Raw genomic sequence first — 20,484 nt, forward strand, 5'->3', positions numbered from 1 at the left:
GCGGTAATGCAATGCGACTCCGCGTTCAACCTTCAGCTACTTCGATTGCCCGTCCGAGATCTTCCGAATGCAAAGTGGCTCTCTGAAAGTGCTCGGTACGCGGGAGATCGATGCGAAGTCGCGAGATCCTGGCCACTTCAACCTTTCCTTCAGTCAGTCGGTAATCGAGCACGTGGCCGCCGCCCTGGCGATCGTCCGTGATGTAGTGCACGTGGAAGCCCGCTACGTTGATTCCCTGGACGTACTCGGGACACCGGAATCCAATCAGCGTGCCCGAGGACTCCTTGAAGGTGAAGACGGGCTGACGCTCGATTGCCTGCAGCATCGGGCGATAAGGCGCGGTCTGACGAGGCACCGTGCGCGTTTCGACCCGTTCGAAATGGCCGTCGATCCGAAACGCGCAAAAGAGGTTCGGCGAACCGATCAGTTCATCGAGGATTGCCTGAACCTCCGGCCCATCGAGGGGCGCGCCGAATGTGCCGAACATCGTAGGGCGGAACTTCGTCACGACGGCAAATGGCGTCTTCTGATCCATACGCGCCAGTCGCGCGCTGCCGTCCTCGCGAAGCTGGTGAACCTCGCTGTCGAACGCGACCAGCTCGCCATCGAGTTCGTCGAACGTGCCGAGACCAAAATCGCCATGTTGCAACAATTGCCCGATGGTCTTGTCTCCGTCGTACACGCCGTCGATCAGCGCACTCATCAGCGACGTCTGATACAGCTCGCTTTCCTCTTGCCCCTTACTGACGAGGCGCGAGAACGATTTCGCTATGTCGCTTACGCACGAACATGTGGCAGCGTCTTTCATAACCCGGTTTCCTGAAAAAGTGTTGCGATGCAAGCAGTATGTTTCTCAGGCGCACCGGCGTCTAATATTGAAAGCAATCCTCTTTGATATGAGTTCGATATGGAGTTTCGCCACCTCAAGTACTTTGTCACCGTTGCCGAGGAGCGGCACTTCACGCGCGCGGCAGAGCGTCTCGGCATGGCGCAGCCGCCCATCAGCCAGCAGGTTCACAAGCTGGAGCACGAAGTCGGTGCACAGCTTTTCAGACGCTTGACGCGCGGCGTCGAGTTGACGGATGCGGGACGCGTGCTTTACGAGGACGCGCGCAAGGTTCTCGATCTGGTCGAGCAGGCCCGGTGCCGTGTGCAAAGCGCCGCGCGCGGACAAACGGGAAGCATTCGGGTCGGGCTTGCGAGCTCAGTCGTATTCCATCCCGTCATTCCGGAGATCGTGCGCGTATACCGGGAATCGCACCCCAAGGTGACGATTTCGCCTTCAGAAACCAACATTTCGGCGTTGGTCGACGATCTGATCGAGAAGCGAATCGATGTCGCGATCATTCGCCAGACATCGCTGGTCTCCGACCGGGTCAAGCTCACCCCGCTGCTCGATGAAAGGATGCTGGTCGTCCTTCCGCCTCAGCACAGGCTCGCAGACTCGACGCGCATCAGCCTTGCAGACGTCGCGCACGAGCGTCTGATTCTTTTTCCTCGCTCGATTGCACCCGTCCTTTACGACGATGTCATATCGGCGTGTCAGCGCGCGGGCTTCAGTCCGCACCTCGGACAGGAATCGACCCAGGTCGCGTCCGCGGTCAGCATGGTCGCGGCGGGCTTTGGCGTGACTGTCGTGCCGCATTCGATCCGACAGTTGCATCACCCAGATGTGACTTACCACGAGATTGAAGGCGTGCAGCCTACCGCTCAGATTGTCGTCGCGTACCGATCCGATGAGTTCTCCAAGGTCGTGCGCGATTTCATTCATGCCGCGCAGCGCGAGACGAGAAGGCACAACGCCGGCGAAGTGAACGAACTCGCGCTGGCGCTCAGCGAATCCGCGGACGCCTGAGCGCGGCCGATCGTTCATCTGGCACGGGTTCGTTACATCTGCAATGTACGCGTGCAAAGCCTGAAAGCATCGGGTAACGGCGCGTTGATCAAATACGAAGGTCGTAGTGACCAGCGCGCGCCGTGACACACCGTATGGTCTCGCGCTGGCTGACCGTCCTTGCAGACCGCATCGCATCGGCAGTGATCCTGACGAAGAGTCGAGGCATACACAGACGGGACGAGGAATGGTGAACATGCGGTCGTTGCAAATGGCGATAGCGCGTGCGAATACGGTGTGTACTCGATGTGAGGATGAACTCTATGCTGGACCTGGGAATCACCAAGATGGCCCTGATCGGCGTGGTCGCGCTGGTCGTGCTGGGTCCGGAACGGCTGCCGCGCGTCGCGCGTACAGCGGGCGCGGTCTGGAGCCGGGCGCAGCGCTATATCAACGACGTCAAGACGGAAGTGACGCGCGAGCTTGAACTCGAAGAGCTGCGCCGCATGACGAGTGGCTTCGAATCGGCTGCACGCGACATCGGAGAGTCCGTCCACGCGACCGTGCTTCGCGACGACGCGACGCTGACAAGTCCACCGCAGTCCGCTGCACCCGCCGCGTCCATCGTGCCCGTCGTGGCATCGGCACCGCTCAACAAGCGCAACGGGCGTTTGATGCGCGCGGCGACGCAAGCGAGGGCCGCGCGGCCGGTCGGGCATCGTTCGCCCGCCCTGTTGGGCACGCGGCGCGTCATGCGCCCCGCGCCAACGGCCCTGCGCCAGCCCAGGCACTATTCAGGGTTCAACACGCATATCCCTAAACGCGGGGCTTACAGCACACAGGCGAGGGCGGTATGAGCACACTCGATACGCGCAAGCAGTCTGATGGTGCTCAGACGAGCGAAGCAGAGCAGTCGTTCATCTCACATCTGACGGAACTGCGCGACAGGATCATTCGCGCGGGAGCATCGGTTATCGTCGCGTTCCTTGCGCTCGTTTATTGGTCGCCTGACATTTTCCGGCTGCTGGCCCGGCCATTGATGCAAAACCTGCCAAGCGGCGGAAAAATGATCGTGACCGACGTGACGGGCTCGTTCTTCGTGCCGATGAAGGTGACGATGGCCGTGGCATTCGTCGTTGCGCTGCCCATCGTGCTCTATCAGATCTGGGCTTTCGTCGCGCCCGGACTCTATCAGAATGAGAAGCGGCTTGTCGTGCCGCTCGTCGGCAGCAGCTATCTGCTGTTTCTGTGCGGTATGGCATTCGCCTATTTTGTGGTCTTTCCGGCCATCTTTCGCGTGATGGCACACTACAACGCGCCGCTTGGCGCAGAAATGACGACCGACATCGAAAACTATCTGGGTTTCGTGCTGACGATGTTCATCGCGTTCGGCGTGACGTTCGAGGTACCGATCATCGTCGTGTTGCTCGTGCGCATGCGTGTGCTGACGATTGCAAAGCTCAAGCAGATCCGTCCATACGTCGCGGTGTGCGCATTCGTCGTTGCTGCCGTCGTCACGCCACCCGATGTCTTCTCACAACTGATGCTTGCCTTGCCGCTGATCGTACTGTACGAGGCGGGCATTCTTGCCGCTCGACTCTTCGTGCGCAGCGACCACAGCGTAAGCGGGGCGTGCGGGTCGACCTGATTATCAGGCACCCATCGCATCGATACATGAACGCCTCGCCCCGTTGCCGGGCGTTCACGCAGTCGCGGGCGATCGCAGCATCTATCCAGTTCCCAATCATGTGAGCGGATGCGTCGATTGCATGCGCGCTTTTTTTCTTTACGCGAATGGCGATGCCCGAAAGCAAGCAACCTCGACCTCTATAATCGTGAACCATCGATCCGCCTCGAATCCCGTATCTGCACGCACCCCGCTATACAAACTCTTGACGTGCCGAGTAGGGCTTTACGTCGCGGATTGGGCTGCACGCGACGGCCTGACATGGCTTTATCTTCTCAAGACAGTTATCGCGGCGTCACTGGCGCTCGGTATCGCGATGCTGCTGGAACTGCCTTCGCCGCGCACCGCAATGGTGACGGTCTTCGTGCTGATGCAGCCGATGCACGGCATGGTGCTCGCCAAAAGCTTCTATCGGGTCCTTGGCACGGCAGCCGGGATGGTCGCTGCGATCGTGCTCGGGGCGTTGTTTCCGCAGCAGCCGGAACTCTATCTTGCCGCGATCGCATTATGGTCAGCCGTGTGCACGGCCCTGGCGACGCGCTTTCGACACTATCGCTGGTATGCGTTCGTCCTCGCCGGTTATACCGCGGTGATCATCGGCATACCGGTAGTCCAGCATCCGGATGGTCTGCTGTTGGCCGCTCTCACGCGGGCCGCCGACGTGTCGCTGGGCATTCTCTGTTCGGGGGCGATCAGCGCGCTGGTTTTTCCCGCCAGATCGAGTGCGGCGTTGCTGCGTAGTGTCCGGCAACGGAAGATCGACTTGACCGCATTCTGCGCGGATGTGCTGGCTTTGCGCTGCGACAACGAAACATTCGGGCGGCGGTTCGAAAAGCTTGTCGACGGCATCGCGGGCTTCGAAGCAGCGCGCACGTTCGCGTCATTCGAGGGTTCCAGCATGCGCGTAAGAGTACGGCGCATCGCGCTGATCGACAGTAAGTTTGCGACTGTGTGCACGCGGCTGCACATGGTCCATCAATTGATCAGGCGACTGCAGGCCACACGTTCGATGTGCGTGCTCAAGGCCATCACACCGTTATTTGCGGACCTGTCCATCGTGCTCGACCGCCTGCACGCGCGGTTGCTGGATGCGCAAGCCAGATCGGACGTCATTGCGCAAATCACGCGATTGCAGGCGTCGCTGTCGCGACGCATCGACGAATTACGCAGCACCGAAGTAGGCCGAGCGCCCGTAGCCCGTATCGAGCAGTACACAGCATTTGAATCCGTGCACAGGCTGGTTGCCGACCTGCTCGAGTATCTCGAGACGGATGAGTCGGCCGCCGGGCAGAGCGATCAGCGAGAGCAGTCGAACACCTACCAGTCGCGCACAAGCTTCTACGTGACCGCACTGACGTTTGTGCGAACCGCGCTGACAGTCGGTGCCGCCGGGGCTTACTGGGTCGCGACTGCCTGGCCAAGTGGCAGCCTTGCTGTCATTGCGGCTGCGATTGTTGCAGGGCTCACGTCGGCTTCCGCGAGACCAGAGAGGCTAGCGTTACAGATCGCTGCAGGAGCGGCTTGCGGGGTCGCTATCGGTTACGCCTACCTATGTTTCATCTATCCGAATATTGATGGCTTCCCTTTGCTTTGTGCCGCGCTTGCACCTGTCATCGCGTGCGGTGCACTTCTCGCGAGCCGACCTGGCACGTCCGGATATGGCATCGGGTTGTGCGTGTTCTTTTGCCTGCTCGCCGTGCCCGACAACGTGGTGGTCTATACGCCCAACATCCTGCTGAACAACGGCGTGGCTGTCGTGGTGACACTATTGCTCTCGGCAGCCACGTTTGCGGTCGCGTTTCCGTTGCAGGCACCTTGGGTTGTCGAAAGAATCCTGCGCGATTTGCGGCGCGAGGTTGCCGTTGCATGCGATGGCCCATACGACGGCGTGGCGCAGAGGTTTCAGTCCCGGACCCATGATCTGCTCTCGCAACTCAGGATGCTTCTGACGCCAGGCTCGACACGCTACGCGAATGCCTGGCGTTGGATGCTGGCGACGCTCGAAATGGGCTATCTGGTGATCGCTCTGCGCGGCGATCTTCCGGAAGGAGAGGTCAGCGGCACGCGGGACACGGCAAGATGGATGACCGCGATCGACCTGATGAACCGAAGGATGGCCAATCTGTTCGACTACCCCGATGAGCACCGCTATTTACGTGCGTGCCGAACATTCGAGCGGGGATTGAAACGAGTGAGCATAGAGATCGAGCACGCCGAGCGTGAGGGAGATCGAGTCCGGTTGTATCGGATCGCGAGCCAGCTCTGCGTCATTCGAAGCGCGTTGCTTGACGGCGACGCGCCATTTCAACTGACCGGACAGTAATGTGAACCCAGCTTTCGCTTCCTGCCGAGCCTTGCTGATGGCGGTTCACCGGTTTCGAGAGCGGAGATTCAACGGGTAGTATCCGGCGTGCTGCGCACTGGGCCGGGCGCATTAGACATATCACGTAGTCGTATTTTCTGTGATGAGCGGGTTGTCACCCGTCCCGGAATAGGGGCGTGGGGTTCTATTTTTCGAACTCGTCGCTCGCATAGCCCTGCGATGTGTCTGTCTCATATCGCGAGGTATTCAAGCGCACGGAAGGATGCTAGACGGTATCGAATCGCAAGCCGTGCAATGCGACTCGCGCAGCTTGGCGAGCGTCGCGGATGTGTCTTCAGTTAGAGGCAAGAACTACGGTACAGGTCTGCCCGGCGGAGAGCAACGGATCTGACAGCGTCGAGTCGATGTGGATTCGAACGGGAACACGCTGCGCAAGGCGTACCCAATTGAACACGGGATCGACGTTCGCGACGAGATCGCGGCTTTCGGGATTGTCACGATCGTATATGCCGCGAGACACGCCTTCGACGTGACCTTGCAGCAATTCGCCGCTCATCAGGCGAATCTGCGCGTGTGCACCGATCCGGACCCGCGGGAGCTTGGTTTCCTCGAAGTAGCCGTAAACCCAGAACGAATGGCTGTCGACCAGCGCGAGCCGTGCGGCCCCTCTTGTTGCGTAATCGCCGGCGAACACCTGCAGGTTCGTGATGTAGCCATCAACGGGCGAGAGCACACGCGTACGTTCCAGGTCGAGCTTCGCGGCTGCAAGCGTGGCCTTTGCCTGCTGGTACTTTGCCGCGGCCGCCGAGGCGGCCGTGTTGGCGTCGTCGCGGCTCTCCGCCGACACGACCTCGCTGCTGAGATCGGCTCGTCTGGATGCCTGGTCGCGCCGCATACCGAGTTCGGACGTCGCCGCCGCTACGGCCGCCTGGGCCTGCTGAACGGCTATCGCATAGTGCGAAGGGTCAATCTGCATGAGCAGCTGGCCTTTCCGGACGAATTCGTTGTCGTGAACGGGTACGGTAACGACTTCGCCCGAAACGTCCGGGGCGATGTCGATGATATTGGCGCGTACGCGTCCGTCCCGGGTCCACGGATCTTGCATGTAGTGGACCCATAATGCGCGCACGGCTACGGAACTGGCCGTGCAGATGGCAAGTGTCGCGAGGATGCTTGTGATGGCGCGAGGAAGTTTTCGAATTCGCATCTTTGAGAATCAGTGGTAAACAAGGAGGCCCAACATCGCGCAGACGCCGGCAAGCATGGCCGTCTGCAGAAGCGCGGGATGCCAGACATGCGAATAGATCTTCAACCGCGAGAGTACGCGGTCGACAATCCATGTGATCGCGATGCCAATCAGACATAGCACGATCACTGTGGGGACATAAACGCCGAGAATCGAAAGTTGATAGGGCACGGTCGGACTATACGAATGGAGTTGGGGGTTAGCCGGGGCGCTGGTCTGATCATGAGTGGCTATCCGGTCTGGACTCTGCTTTCGCCTTGATCTGTGCGGCGCGTTTGCTTCCGATGGCAGGCTGCATCTCGGATGCCGTTGCGCCGTCGCCCGGTTCGGCCAGGCCTCCACCGAGGCTTGCAACAAGCGATGCGTATGCGCTCAACTCCTCTGCGTGCACGTTGACGACATCCTGCTGCGCGTCGAGCAAGCGCGTTTGTGCGATGAGGACATTGACATAGTCCGTGAGGCCGCGACGATACGCTGCTTCGGATAACCGGAACGTTGTCCCGGCATTTTGCAGGTAGCGTTGCGCTTCTGTTTCCTGTGTGTTCAACGAGCGAAGCCGGACGACCTGATCGGCAATTTCCCCCAACGCAGTCACGATCGTCTGGTTGTACAGGGCCACCGCCTCGTCGTATTCAGCTGACGCCGCGCCGAGTTGCGCGCGCAGGCGTCCGCCATCGAAGATCGGCAGCGAGAGCGCCGGCCCAGCCGTCCAGCCGCCGTTCCCCGCGTGCAAAAGCAGCGTCAAGGGACCGCCCGCTGCGAAGGCGCCGACCGTGGCCAACAAATCGATGTTGGGATAAAAGTCGGCCTTTGCCACATCGATGTCGCGGGCCGTGGCTGCGACCGCCCAACGTGCCGCGACGACGTCAGGGCGATGTCCGATAAGTTCTGCGGGTAAGTGTGAGGGCAAGCCGAACGTCGCGACGAGATCGAGCTGTGGTTCACGGATAGCGTCACCCGCACCGGGTCCCTTGCCGGCCAGCGTGGCCAACTGGTTGCGGTCGAGCGAAATCTGCTCGCTGGTCGCATCCACCCGTCGTTCGTAGTCGGGAAGTGGTGCTTCCGCCTGGCTCAGGTCAAGCTGCGTTCCGAGCCCGGCTTTCAGTCGCCTGTCTGCGAGAGAGGTGAGTTCGCGCTGCCGTTCGAGCGTGTCCTTTTCAATGTTCAGAGTCGCGAATCTGGCCGATAAATCGACGTAGGTGCGCACGACATTGACTTCCAGTTCCAGCGCCGCCGCCCGTTCGTCGATGGCGCGCTCATGAGCAATGTCGAGTGCGCTCAATGCCGAGTTCTTGTTTCGCCCCCAGAGATCGAGTTCGTACGTCAAGCCAAGCGTGCCAGTGTTGTTCCATGTTTCCGTGTTGTCAAAAGCGCCAGGACCGTAATAGGCATTCGATGGCCAATGCTTGCGCTGAAGCGACAGGTTGCCGTTCACTTGCGGATCGAGGGCTGCATTCGCCGCGCTTGCCATCGCTCGCGCTTCCCGCACCCGGGCGCTGGCTAACTCGAGAGTCGGACTGCCGCTCAAAGCCGCCTGGACCCAGCTGTCGAGTTGCGGGTCGTGATAGGCGCGCCACCATTGGACGTCGGGCCATTGCGCATCGACCGCGGCGGATCGCAGCGCAGCGCCTGCGTCGAGCGACGCCGGATCGAGCTGCGCTTGTTGCGAAGTGACGTGATCACCGACGAAAGCGCAGCCGGTCATGAGCAAGCCGAGGCTGCAGGCTGCAGTTGCCAATGTGCGCGGGAACATCAGAGATGACACAGGTTCTCCAGGAATAGCAATCGCCCATTCAGGCCTGTCATGTCGTCTGGTGGTGCGCAGAGGGCGGGGATGAGTGGCCTTTCGTGCAAAGGTATCGATCCGCTATTACCCGCCTGTTTCTTGTAGCAGCCATCGGGTTACAACCGAAATACAGGACGGTGTGTCATCGCCTCCGCTTGTCGACGCGAATGGTCGTCGACGAACAGCGCAATTACAAATGAAATAGCGTGCGACGCCGTTTGAAATGGGTTGGCAACGCCTGCGACGAATACTCGATGCCAACACCCGATGAATGAGGCATCCGATGAACATATCGACTCTGTTCCTGTCGCGACTACAGTTCGCGGCGACTATCTCTTTTCACATCATCTTTCCTGCATTCACCATCGGACTTGCTGCGTGGCTCGCAGTGCTTGAAGCAATGTCGCTGGCAACGGGCAACCCCGTATACAGACGCGTGTTCGATTTCTGGCTGAAGATTTTCGGTGTGGCGTTCGGGATGGGCGTTGTATCCGGAATGGTGATGGCCTTCCAGTTGGGCACCAACTGGAGCGAACTATCGCGGGCAAGTGGTCCGATCCAGGGACCTTTGCTGAGCTATGAGGCATTCACTGCCTTCGCACTCGAGGCCGCATTTTTCGGTGTCGTGTTGTTTGGCCGCAGTCGGGTGCGCGCGTGGTTCTATTTGCTCTCTTGCATCCTGGTCGCGGTGGGCACGACGCTGTCTGCGTTCTGGATTCTCGTCAACAACTCGTGGATGCAGCACCCGGTCGGATTCGTTATCCAGAACGGCGTGTTCGTGCCTACGGACTGGCCTGCGATCATCTTCAATAGCGTCGTATGGGTTCGGTTTCCGCATATGCTGTTGGCGGCGTATCTGACCACGGCCTTTTGTGTCGCGGCTGTCGGCGCCCGATATTTGCTGCAGGGACGTGACCGGGCCGAAGCAACCGTGATGTTTCGCATGGCGCTTGGCCTTGCTGCCGTGCTGATCCCGCTCCAGATCTTCTTTGGACACTTGACGGGCGACTATGTCCACGACTATCAGCCTGCGAAGTTTGCGGCGATCGAGGGCCGTTGGGTCGACGAGCAACCTGCGGCAGAAGTGATCTTCGCGGTTCCCGATTCCGATGGCGAACGCAACCGGTTCGAATGGAAGGTACCGGTGCTCGGTAGTCTGATCGGCTCCGGGACGCTCGACTCGAAGGAAATCGGCCTCAAGGATTTTGCGCGTGCGGATCGCCCGCCCGTCGCGATTCCGTTCTTCGCGTTCCGCGTGATGGCCGGCTGCGGCATGCTCATGCTCTTGCTGGCCTGGCTCGGCACTTACTGCGCACGCAGCAGGAAGCTCAACGAACAGCGTTGGCTGCTTTGGCCCGTAGCGTGGAGCTTTCCGCTCGGCTTCATCGCTGTCCTGACAGGCTGGTTCACTGCGGAAGTCGGTCGACAACCATGGACGGTGTGGGGCGTAATGCGCACGGCCGATGCACTGACGCCGGGCTTATCGAGTCATTTTGCCGCCGCGACGCTGGCGCTCTATGTCGCCGTCTACGGCTTCATCTTCTGCTTCGGTATCTACTACATCCTGAAGATCGTGAACCGCGGCGTGATGACGGGCAAAGTCGTCGCGTTCTGGAACGGGAATGCGATTCACCAAACGTTCAATCCGGACCCGCGCTTCGCCGCGCAGCGGAAAGCAGCGGAAATCACACTTGCAGCGCGCAAGGCCGCGTCGCGTCGATAAAGGAGGGAGTAGAAATGCTTAGCTGGTTTTGGCTCGCGGAATTCGCTTTCACGCTTGCGGCCTATGTGGTGCTCGACGGGTTTGACCTCGGTGTGGGCATCTTGAGCGGTATCGCCGGCAGGTCTTCCCTGAGGGAAGAGATGCTGGCCTCCATTTCGCCCGTGTGGGACGGCAATGGCACCTGGCTCGTGATCGCGGGCACCATCTTGTGGGGCGCATTTCCGCCTGTGTACTCGATCGTGTTGCCTGCCCTTTACGTGCCGCTGGCGGCCATGCTGGTCGGCCTCATCATGCGTGGCGTGGCAATCGAGTTCAGTCACAGGGCGGGGCAGTCGCGCTGGGTCTGGGACACGCTGTTCTTTGTCGGCTCGCTTCTCGCCGCCTTCATGCAGGGCGTGTCGGTTGGAACGTATGTGCAGGGATTGCCCGTCTCGCAACTTCGCTATACGGGCACAGGCTTCGAGTGGTGCAGCGCGTTCCCGTTGTGGTGCGGCATGGCCCTCGTATTGGGCTATGCCGTGCTGGGCGCAGGCTGGCTTGTGTTGAAGGGTGAAGGCCGCTTGCAGCAGTTCGGCAGGACGGTTGCCAGCCGACTCACGCCGTTAGCCATGCTCTTCGCCGCATCTATTTTCGTCATGACGCTTGTTGCGCACCGCGTAGTCGAAGCGCGCTGGCTTGCCCATCCCGCGCTCTTCGCACTGCCTGTGCTGTGCCTGCTCGCGTTTTTCGGCAGCTCTCAGGCGGCGCGGTCGGGCTCGTCGTCGCGCCTGCCGTACGTACTGGCCGCCGCCAGCTGCGTCCTGCTGTTGTTGACACTCGCGGTTTCATTGCTGCCATACGTCGTGCCGTTCGACGTCACGATATTTGATGCGGCTGCGCCAGCATCGACTCAGGAGTTCATGTTCTGGGGAGCGGGATTGTTCGTTTTGCCGCTCATTGTTGTCTACACGTACGTCGCCTACTCGGTGTTCCGGGGAAAGGTGAACCGAGAGCACGGATACCACTGACCCGTTCAGTGCATTTATCGAGGATACGAGTATGAAAGTAGCGTTGTTTGTCCCATGTTTCATCGATGCCTTCTTTCCCGATGTTGGCGTGGCCACATTGGAACTGCTGGAGCGGGTCGGCTGTACCGTCGATTACCCACTCGACCAGACGTGCTGCGGCCAGCCTATGGGAAATAGCGGGTGCGAAAGGGACGCCGTAGCGACAGAGGAGCTTTTCGTCAGGAATTTTGCAGGTTACGACTACATCGTGGCACCTAGCGGGAGCTGCGTGCACCATGTACGCGATCACATGAGCGCTGCCGCGCAAACGCCTGAAACTCGCACAGTGAGGGCGAACACCTATGAGCTCGTGGAGTTTCTGCACGATGTGCTCAAGGTTGAAGAATTCCCGTGGGCGGAGTTCCCGCATAAGGTCGGCCTGCACAACAGCTGCGGAACACTACGCGCATTGCGTACCGCGAAGATGTCGGAAATCGAAGAGCCGTTTTTTTCGAAGCCGCTCGCGCTGTTGAAGAAAGTCAAAGGTATCGAGTTCATCACGCCGGATCGTCCCGACGAATGCTGTGGATTTGGAGGCACTTTCTGCGTGACGGAAGAACCCGTCTCCGCAAAGATGGGAATCGACAAAGTACGGGACCACAAGCGCAACGGCGCGGAATATATCGTTTCAGCGGACTCTTCTTGCATCATGCATCAGAAAGGCTGCGCTGACCGGCTTGAGTTAGGCATGAAGTTCATCCATATTGCACAAATCCTGAATGGAGCGCGGGCATGAAGCGCGTAGATCACGTCGGCTATTCAAAACAGTTCATAGCCGACGAAAAACACATTGAATTCCACGACAAACGCCTTTGGGAGCTCAGAACGTCGCGCGACAAGGAGGTGCACGGCATAGCCGAATGGGAAGATCTGCGCGAACTGGCGTCGGCCATCAAGGAACATACCCTGACAAATCTGGCCGGCTATCTGGAAGAGTTCGAACGCAATGCGACGGCCAACGGCGTGGTCGTTCATTGGGCGAAGGACGCCGAAGAGCACAATCGGATCGTATTCGATATTCTTCGCAAGCGCGACGCGAAGCTGCTGGTGAAGAGCAAGTCGATGCTAACCGAGGAGTGCGAGATGCGTCCGTATCTCGAAGACCGCGGCATCACCGTCGTGGAGACCGACCTCGGCGAACAGATTCAGCAACTCGACAACCAGATGCCCTCGCATGTCGTCGTGCCGGCAGTTCACAAGCTCGCGACGGATGTGGCGAAGATCTTTTCCGAAAAGCTCGGGACCGATCCGAATGAAAAAGACATTCCGGCGCTCGCCGAGGCGCAACGGCAGGCGACCCGGCCGCTGATTCTAAACGCAGACGCAGGTATGACGGGCTGCAACTTCGCAGTGGCCGAGACAGGCGGCATCACCGTGTGCACGAACGAAGGGAACGCGGACCTGAGTTCGAATGTGCCGCCGCTGCATATCGCATCGATCGGCATCGAAAAGCTGATTCCGAAACTCGAGCACCTGGGTGTCTTCATTCGCATGCTGTCGCGCAATGCGCTCGGTTCACCGATTACGCAGTACACGTCGCACTTTCGCGCTCCGCGTAAAGGTGGCGAAATGCACTTCATCCTCGTGGACAACGGTCGTTCCGAACGGTTGGCAATGGATGACTTCTGGTATTCGCTCAAGTGCATCCGCTGTGGAGCATGCATGAATACATGTCCGGTGTATCGCCGCAGCAGCGGGCTGAGCTACGGCGGCGTGTATTCGGGCCCGATCGGCGCGATCATCAATCCGACCTTCGACCTTCAAAAGTACAGTTCACTGCCTTTTGCCTCCACCATGAATGGCAGTTGCACCAATGTGTGCCCCGTCAAGATCAATATTCATGAGCAGATCTACAAGTGGCGGCAGATCATCGCTGAGAAACACGAATTGCCTTTCGTGAAGAAGGAGGCAATGAAGGTCGCGGGACAGGTGCTCTCTCATCCCAAGGTTTTTCGAATCGCGATCAGGTCGGCCGACAAGGCCGTTGCGACGCTGCCGCGAGCGGTGCTCTACAACCCGTTGAACGTCTGGGGCAAGCAGCGCGACGTGCCGGACGCACCGAAAGAAACCTTCCGTGACTGGTATCTGAAAAGGAGCAAGAAATGAGCAGCCGAGATTTGATTCTGTCGCACTTGCGTGAGGTCCAGCCCGCGTCTCGTGCTCTACCGCGGGTGCCGATGTTCGATGAAGGTCTGCCGCCTGCCGTCGAAGCGTTCAAGAATTCGCTTGCACGTCTGGGGGGCAACTGGTGTGAGCCACCGGACGATGGCGATGTCGAAGGTTTTATCCGTAAGCGCTTCCCCGATGCCTTGGTGATTTGCTCGGCTGTTCCAGAAGTGAAGGGCACGCGCCAAATCGAGGAAATTAAGAGGCCGCACGATCTGCACGATGTCGATGTGGGTGTGGTGCGACCTGCTTTCGCGGTGGCCGAGACGGGTTCTATCTGGATGAGCGAGAGGGAATATCAGGTCAATGCACTCGGTTATCTGTCGCAGCATCTCGTGGCATTACTCGATCCGCGCGACATCGTCGGGAACCTGCATCATGCCTATCATCGAAGCGAGTTCCGCGATGCTCACTACGCGGTTCTGATGAGCGGACCGTCGGCGACGGCGGATATCGAAGGCGTGCTGATTCGGGGCGCGCAGGGCATTCGGTCTCTGACTGTAGTGCCCGTGCCGAGAGCAGGGTTCCCACGTTAGCCGGTAAGCGAGGGGACGCACCGCGCGGTGCGTCCCCGGGTCGCGATAGCTGCATGTCACGCGTGGATCGGGAGACGGAAGTCTGCACGACACGCGAAGGCGTAACGGCTATGAGCGTCTGTGCGTTGCCATCATCATTCTGGTGGCTGAGGTACAAAAAAACTGGCTCACCATCGTGTTAGAACGCGATGGTGAGCCAGTTTTTTAAATGCAAACAAGCAGGATCGCCGGGCGGTACGCAACGATACCGCCCGGCACCCGGGCGCGAGCGTATCAGGGATGGTCGTACATCGCGTTTCAGTCGCCCTTCGAGACGACCGGACGACCCGCGTCCGATGAACCACTCGCCACGCCGCCGACACCCGTCGCCGCGTGCTCCGCAGCCACCTTGGCTTCAGCGGCCTGAATATCTGCCGGGTAGTTGGGATCTTCGCCTTGAGCTGGATTGTAGCCAGCCTTTTCAAGCTGAATCAATTCGGCTCGCACCTGCGCACGGGTGACGGGCTGGTTCGCCTGGGCGAACACTGCAACGGGAGCCGCAAGGGCGGCTGCGACGACAACGGCTTGAATCAGGGACTTCATGATAACTACCTCCAGACTTTGCTTTGGTCCTGCTACGAACAACCCTGTTCGTAAATCAGTGAATTCAGTGTAGCTATGCGAACGCCACGGATTAAGTGGCTTGTCTGGAAGGCTATCTTTCGAATCTGGGTGAAACCTTTGTTCAGGATTTTGAGTTTTGGCTTCGTGCTGCTGCGGAACATTTCAATCGTAATCACGGCGGGCGAACGTGCAACGGTGCAGTAACCGCGCGTTGGTGAAATTCAGTCACTGCCTGCAGGCGAACAGATCCAACGAAAGAGCATCTTTGTTGCGCGACGCCTGTGGCTACCGAGATTCTTTCGAGGACGGCGCCTTGTGGCCCGCTTCCATCGATAGCCTATCTTCTTGTTGAATTGCTAAAGGAAAGCAGAGATGAATCGCAGACAAATGATGCAGTCGACCCTTCTTGCATCGCTCGCCATGGCCGGGAGCACGGCATTCGCCGCCACTGGAGATTCCAACGCCGGGTCTGGCGAGCCGGTGGGCTTCCGTCAGGAGACGGACAGCCTTGGCGCGGTGAATGTGCCGGCCGACAAGCTGTGGGGCGCGCAGACGCAGCGCTCGCTGGAGCATTTCAGCATCGGCGGCGACCTGATGCCGCGCGAGATGATCACGACCTACGCGATCCTCAAGAAAGCGGCAGCCAACGTCAACTTCGCCGAAAAGCGCCTCGGTGAACAACAGCATCGGCTGATCGTTCAGGTATGTGACGAAATCCTCGCGGGTCAGCATCACGACATGTTCCCGTTGCACGTCTGGATGACGGGCAGCGGCACGCAGTTCAACATGAACGTCAACGAGGTGATCTCGAACCGTTGTTGCCAGATTGCGGGCACGCCGCTTGGCAGCAAGACGCCCGTGCATCCGAACGATCACGTGAATATGTCGCAGTCGTCGAACGATTCGTTTCCCAGCGCGATGTACATGGCGGCGGCGATCAACGTCAAACAGCGACTCATGCCTGCCGTATCGGCCTTGCGTGATTCGATCGGTGCGAAGTCGAAGGACTGGATGGACATCGTGAAGATCGGCCGCACACACATGCAGGATGCGACGCCGATCACGCTGGGTCAGGAGTGGTCCGGCTACGAGGGCATGCTTACCGACAATCTGGACCGCCTGGACTATGCGCTCAATGGCGTCTATCGCCTTGCGCTGGGCGGCACGGCCGTCGGCACCGGTCTCAATACGACGCCCGATTTCGGGCGCGCTTCGGCTGCCGAGATTGCCCGCCTGACGAAGCTTCCGTTCGTGACGGCGCCAAACAAGTTCACGGTCCAGGGCGCGCACGATGCGCTCGTCCACCTGTCGGGCACGATGCGTACGCTGGCGGTTTCGCTCTACAAGATTGCGAACGATATCCGCCTGATGTCCTGCGGACCGCGCGCTGGATTCGCGGAGCTGATCATTCCCGCAAACGAACCCGGTTCATCGATCATGCCCGGCAAGGTCAATCCGACGCAAGCGGAAGCACTCGCAATGGTCGCTGCACAGGTAATCGGTGACGACGTCGCGACGGGCATCGGCGGCGCGAGCGGCTATCTGGAAATGAACGTGTACAAGCCCCTGATCATTTTCGACATCACGCACTCGATCTCGATCATGACCGACTCGTGCACGAACTTCCGCACCTTCCTGGTAGAGGGAACGAAGCCCAATCTGAAGAAGATCAAGGAAGACGTCGACAATTCGCTGATGCTCGTGACGGCACTTTCACCTGTGATCGGCTACGACAAGTCGTCGAAGATCGCGCACTATGCCTACGACAACGATCTCACGCTGAAGCAGGCTGCGCTGAAACTCGGCTACGTCGACGAGGCTGAGTTCGACAAGATCGTCGACCCGAAGAAGATGGTCAAGCCGTACGTGGCGCATCAGTAATCAGGGCGGCGATTCATTCAGTTCATTCGTATGGGGCGCTGTTGAATGGCGGGAAAGCGCCTCGCATCGACCGCGGTCAATTCCGTTGGTTATTCAAGGAGAAGTTGTCATGGGTTCATTCAGCGTTTGGCATTGGCTGATCGTGCTGGCGATCATTTCGCTCGTGTTCGGCACGGGCAAGCTGCGCAATATCGGCAGTGACCTTGGCTTTGCGATCAAAGGCTTCAAGGACGGTGTGAAGGAAGGGGAATCGCTTCACGATTCAGTGAAGATCAACGAGTTGTTCGGACCGGTCGCGCAAACCACGGATGTCGCGCGCGGTCTGGATGACGCGCGTTGATATAGCGCTGCTACGTCTGACTTCATTTCAACATCAACGAGATCAACATGGATCGACACGATATTTACGCAAAGCTCGAGGAATGCGGCATTGCTTTGCCGAACATGGGGGCGCCCGCGGCAGCCTATGCGATGTGTGTGCAAAGCGGCAATGTCGCTTACCTGTCCGGTCATCTTGCGAAGAAGGATGGCAAGGTATGGGTGGGCAAACTTGGAGCGACGTTGTCAGCGGACGATGGCATTACGGCTGCACGTTCCGTTGCCATCGACCTGCTCGCGACACTACATACCCATCTCGGGGATCTGAACCGCGTCAAACGGATCGTCAAACTAACTAGCGTCGTCAATTCGACGGCTGAATTCACCGGGCAGCATCTGGTGACCAACGGTGCGTCGGAGCTGTTCGCCGAAGTCTTCGGCGAGAGCGGCAAGCACGCACGTTCCGCGTTCGGTGTGGCGCAGATACCGCTGGGTGCATGCGTGGAAATCGAGCTGATTGTCGAAGTAGCTTGCGGGTCCGACCGCGCTTGATGAGGTAAAGGAAATGTCAGAGAAAATCGATTCACATCGTCGTGGCTTCATGGGCAAGACGGCGCTCGCGCTGGCTGCCGCCCAGTTCGGCATGCTGGGCTCGGCGAGGGCCGAAACGGCTTCGCTGAAAGCGTCGACATTGCCCCCGGCGAAGGCGGGCGCCCATACTTCGTTCACGTCGATCAGGCAGGTCAACGCGGGTGTGCTCGATGTCGGGTACGCCGAGGCAGGGCCTGCCGACGGACCCGCCGTCATCCTGCTGCACGGCTGGCCGTACGATATTCACAGCTTCGTCGATGTCGCGCCGCTGCTGGCATCGCGCGGCTATCGCGTGATCGTCCCGTATCTGCGCGGCTATGGCTCGACCCGCTTCCTTTCGCAGGACACCATGCGCAACGGCCAACCGACAGCCGTGGCGACCGATATTATCGCGCTGATGGATGCGCTCAATATCCGTCAGGCGACCTTTGCGGGTTTCGACTGGGGCGCACGCACCGCCGATGTGATCGCGGTGCTGTGGCCGCAACGTTGCAAGGGGCTGGTCTCGGTGAGCGGGTATCTGATAGGGAGCCAAAAGGCAGGCGCCATGCCGCTACCGCCGGAAGTCGAATTCCAGTGGTGGTACCAGTTTTATTTCGCCACCGATCGTGGGCGGGAAGGCTATGAGAAATACACGCACGATTTCGCGAAGCTGATCTGGCGGCAGGCGTCTCCGCAATGGAATTTCGACGACGCCACGTTCGAGCGCAGCGCGCAGGCATTGGACAATCCCGATCATGTGGCGATTACGGTGCACAACTATCGGTGGCGGCAAGGCCTTGCTACGGGCGAGGCGAAGTACGACGGGCTCGAACAGCGGCTCGCCTTGGCGCCGACCATCAGCGTGCCGACGATCACGATGGAAGGCGATGCCAACGGCGCGCCGCATCCGCCCGCCAGCGCCTATGCCAGTAAGTTCACGGGTAAATACGAACACCGGACGATCACGGGTGGCGTCGGGCATAACCTGCCGCAGGAAGCACCGCAGGCCTTCGCGCAGGCCGTAATCGACGTTGACGGGATGTAAAGGCGCCGTCCCACTTCCGGCCATGCACCGGATTCATTCGTTGGCCGGAAGGCGACTGTGCAGGCGCGCGGCCTGCTGGTTCGCAATCTTGAACTTTTAATCGAACAGGAGTCGTCGTGACTGAACTATGGCGTTTATCTGCAACTGAACTGGCTCGGCGCATTCGGAACCGCGAAGTGTCGGCGCGTGAAGCTGCCACGGCTGCCCTCGAGCGGCTCGATGCCGTCAACCCGCACATCAACGCGGTTGTCGCGCATCGGCCTGAAGAGGTCTACGAGCAGGCGGACAGGATCGACGAAGCGATGGCCCGCGGCGAAGACCCCGGCCCGTTGGCAGGCGTACCCGTGACGACGAAGATCAACATCGATCAGGCAGGCTTCGCCACGACGAACGGGACACGCCTGCAAGAAAACCTGATCGCCGAGGCCAACAGTCCAGTCGTCGACAATCTCGTGCGTGCAGGTGCCGTGCTTCTCGGCCGCACCAATTCGCCGACGTTTGCGCTGCGCTGGTTCACGGCCAATCAGGTTCACGGACACACACGCAATCCGCGCAATGCGTCGCTGACACCGGGCGGGTCCAGCGGCGGCGCAGCGGCAGCCGTGACAGCCGGTATTGGCCACATCGCGGTTGGCACGGACATCGGCGGCTCGGTTCGCTACCCCGCCTATGCGTGTGGCGTGCATGGCCTGAGGCCGAGTTTCGGCCGGGTTCCGGCGTTCAACGCTTCTTCACCGGAACGTCCGATCGGCGCGCAACTGATGTCTTCTGCCGGCCCGATCGCGCGCACCGTGGAGGATCTTCGCGTCGCGTTGATCGCGATGTCGGCACCCGATATGCGTGACCCGTGGTGGGTGCCTGCGCCGCTGATCGGGCGGGAACTGCCGCTTCGGGCGGTGCTCTGTCTGCGCCCTGGCGGAATGGCAATCGCAAAAGAGGTCGCAGAGGCGTTGCTCGACGCAGCGCGTCGCCTGAAGGATGCCGGATGGACCGTGGAGGAGATCGACGACGTGCCGTTGATCCGCGATGCGGGCGAAGTGCAGGAGCGTCTGTGGCTTGGCGACGGATTTCCGGCGCTCGCCGATGCGGTTGCACGTGACGGCGATCCAGGTGCACGCGCGGTTGTCGAGGGAGTGCGTGCCAAGGTTGCGGCCATGCCCGGCGACGTCGTGAGCAGGTCGCTCGTGCGTCGCACGACATTGACGCGTCAATGGCGTCTTTTCCTGTCGCGCTACCCGGTGCTGCTGCTTCCCGTCTCGGGAGAACTGCCGTTTCCCGATGGTCTCGACATGCAGGGGGAGGCGGGCTTCCAGCGCGTCTGGGACGCGCAACTGACGATGCGCGCACTGCCGGCCATGGGTCTGCCGGGGCTCGTTGTGTCCACGGGCATCGTGAATTCCGTTCCCGTCGGCGTGCAGATCGTCGCCAGTCACTTCCGTGAGGATCTGTGCCTGCTCGCAGGCAAGGCGATCGAGGAACGCGGCACGCCTCCTTCGCCGATCGATCCCGTTGCATAAGCGGGGCGTCATTGATTTCGGGGTGCGAGTCGAGCGAGTGCCGATGGTCGTCGGGGGTGCCGCGGCGACCATTCATCTGAACCTGGCTGAAAGCGGACATTTCAACTTAGCCACTACAACAAGATGTCTCCGCCAAGTTCAAATGTCGCGCCTCCAGCTAAATAGAAATGTCGGGTTTTGCCTTGCTGTTTCTTATGGTT

At 59.9% G+C, this 20,484-nt stretch carries 18 protein-coding genes and 1 pseudogene; 14 read left to right on the top strand and 5 right to left on the bottom strand.

Annotation, left to right across the window (positions count from 1 at the left end):
- Positions 1-25: 25 nt before the first annotated feature.
- Positions 26-808: an acetolactate decarboxylase gene (budA, locus tag J8I87_RS31350; protein ID WP_209936040.1), complete on the bottom strand. Its 783-nt coding sequence runs from the start codon at positions 806-808 to the stop codon at positions 26-28.
- Between the two features lie 99 nt (positions 809-907).
- Here budA and J8I87_RS31355 point away from each other — a divergent pair, with 99 nt between their 5' ends.
- From J8I87_RS31355 to J8I87_RS31370, 4 genes and pseudogenes are all read left to right on the top strand, one after another.
- Positions 908-1,855, top strand: a complete 948-nt coding sequence (locus J8I87_RS31355; protein ID WP_209936041.1) for a LysR family transcriptional regulator — start codon at positions 908-910, stop codon at positions 1,853-1,855.
- Between the two features lie 302 nt (positions 1,856-2,157).
- Positions 2,158-2,619, top strand: a pseudogene (gene tatB / locus J8I87_RS46085) (Sec-independent protein translocase protein TatB); the annotation flags it as partial.
- 68 nt (positions 2,620-2,687) lie between these two features.
- Complete coding sequence (gene tatC, locus J8I87_RS31365; RefSeq protein WP_209936043.1) at positions 2,688-3,482, top strand: twin-arginine translocase subunit TatC; 795 nt, start codon at positions 2,688-2,690, stop codon at positions 3,480-3,482.
- 121 nt (positions 3,483-3,603) lie between these two features.
- On the top strand, positions 3,604-5,844 hold the full coding sequence (locus J8I87_RS31370) for an FUSC family protein (RefSeq protein WP_209936044.1): 2,241 nt from the start codon (positions 3,604-3,606) through the stop codon (positions 5,842-5,844).
- Between the two features lie 334 nt (positions 5,845-6,178).
- On the opposite strand, the gene J8I87_RS31375 is transcribed toward J8I87_RS31370, so the two are convergent.
- The 3 genes from J8I87_RS31375 to J8I87_RS31385 are packed head-to-tail and all read right to left on the bottom strand — an operon-like array spanning position 6,179 to position 8,843.
- Positions 6,179-7,051: an efflux RND transporter periplasmic adaptor subunit gene (locus J8I87_RS31375; RefSeq protein ID WP_209936045.1), complete on the bottom strand. Its 873-nt coding sequence runs from the start codon at positions 7,049-7,051 to the stop codon at positions 6,179-6,181.
- A 9-nt stretch (positions 7,052-7,060) separates the two neighbouring features.
- Positions 7,061-7,261 (bottom strand): DUF1656 domain-containing protein, encoded by a 201-nt coding sequence (locus J8I87_RS46090; protein ID WP_209936046.1) that lies wholly within the window; start codon positions 7,259-7,261, stop codon positions 7,061-7,063.
- Between the two features lie 49 nt (positions 7,262-7,310).
- Positions 7,311-8,843, bottom strand: coding sequence for an efflux transporter outer membrane subunit (locus J8I87_RS31385; RefSeq protein WP_209936061.1), 1,533 nt, complete (start codon positions 8,841-8,843; stop codon positions 7,311-7,313).
- A 316-nt stretch (positions 8,844-9,159) separates the two neighbouring features.
- Between J8I87_RS31385 and J8I87_RS31390 the strand changes: the two genes are divergently transcribed.
- From J8I87_RS31390 to J8I87_RS31410, 5 genes are read left to right on the top strand one after another with little or no spacing between them, the layout of a single operon-like run.
- Positions 9,160-10,599, top strand: a complete 1,440-nt coding sequence (locus J8I87_RS31390; protein WP_209936047.1) for a cytochrome ubiquinol oxidase subunit I — start codon at positions 9,160-9,162, stop codon at positions 10,597-10,599.
- Between the two features lie 14 nt (positions 10,600-10,613).
- Complete coding sequence (gene cydB / locus J8I87_RS31395; RefSeq protein WP_209936049.1) at positions 10,614-11,606, top strand: cytochrome d ubiquinol oxidase subunit II; 993 nt, start codon at positions 10,614-10,616, stop codon at positions 11,604-11,606.
- A 31-nt stretch (positions 11,607-11,637) separates the two neighbouring features.
- Entirely contained in the window at positions 11,638-12,381 is a 744-nt protein-coding gene (locus J8I87_RS31400; RefSeq protein WP_209936050.1) for a (Fe-S)-binding protein, read from the top strand.
- A complete protein-coding gene (locus tag J8I87_RS31405; RefSeq protein ID WP_209936051.1) occupies positions 12,378-13,751 on the top strand; it encodes a lactate utilization protein B in 1,374 nt (457 codons plus the stop codon). Before J8I87_RS31400 ends, J8I87_RS31405 begins: the two co-directional genes overlap by 4 nt.
- Entirely contained in the window at positions 13,748-14,347 is a 600-nt protein-coding gene (locus tag J8I87_RS31410; protein ID WP_209936052.1) for an LUD domain-containing protein, read from the top strand. Before J8I87_RS31405 ends, J8I87_RS31410 begins: the two co-directional genes overlap by 4 nt.
- A gap of 297 nt (positions 14,348-14,644) precedes the next feature.
- Here the strand turns inward: J8I87_RS31410 and J8I87_RS31415 are convergent, their stop codons facing one another.
- Positions 14,645-14,929, bottom strand: coding sequence for a DUF4148 domain-containing protein (locus tag J8I87_RS31415; RefSeq protein WP_209936053.1), 285 nt, complete (start codon positions 14,927-14,929; stop codon positions 14,645-14,647).
- Positions 14,930-15,322: 393 nt separating this feature from the next.
- Between J8I87_RS31415 and J8I87_RS31420 the strand changes: the two genes are divergently transcribed.
- The 5 genes from J8I87_RS31420 to J8I87_RS31440 all read left to right on the top strand — a co-directional run bounded on the left by J8I87_RS31420 (position 15,323) and on the right by J8I87_RS31440 (position 20,284).
- Positions 15,323-16,831, top strand: coding sequence for a class II fumarate hydratase (locus J8I87_RS31420; RefSeq protein ID WP_245254296.1), 1,509 nt, complete (start codon positions 15,323-15,325; stop codon positions 16,829-16,831).
- A gap of 109 nt (positions 16,832-16,940) precedes the next feature.
- A complete protein-coding gene (gene tatA, locus J8I87_RS31425) occupies positions 16,941-17,171 on the top strand; it encodes a Sec-independent protein translocase subunit TatA (RefSeq protein ID WP_209936055.1) in 231 nt (76 codons plus the stop codon).
- Positions 17,172-17,218: 47 nt separating this feature from the next.
- Entirely contained in the window at positions 17,219-17,701 is a 483-nt protein-coding gene (locus J8I87_RS31430) for a RidA family protein (protein ID WP_209936056.1), read from the top strand.
- A 13-nt stretch (positions 17,702-17,714) separates the two neighbouring features.
- Positions 17,715-18,767: an alpha/beta fold hydrolase gene (locus J8I87_RS31435; RefSeq protein ID WP_209936057.1), complete on the top strand. Its 1,053-nt coding sequence runs from the start codon at positions 17,715-17,717 to the stop codon at positions 18,765-18,767.
- A gap of 116 nt (positions 18,768-18,883) precedes the next feature.
- Positions 18,884-20,284 carry an amidase family protein gene (locus J8I87_RS31440; RefSeq protein ID WP_209936058.1) on the top strand — a complete coding sequence of 467 codons (1,401 nt, stop codon included), beginning with the start codon at positions 18,884-18,886 and terminating at the stop codon, positions 20,282-20,284.
- Positions 20,285-20,484 lie beyond the last annotated feature (200 nt).

Origin of the sequence: Paraburkholderia sp. LEh10, from assembly GCF_017814945.1 — a bacterium.
In the GTDB taxonomy this organism is placed as follows: Bacteria; Pseudomonadota; Gammaproteobacteria; order Burkholderiales; family Burkholderiaceae; genus Paraburkholderia.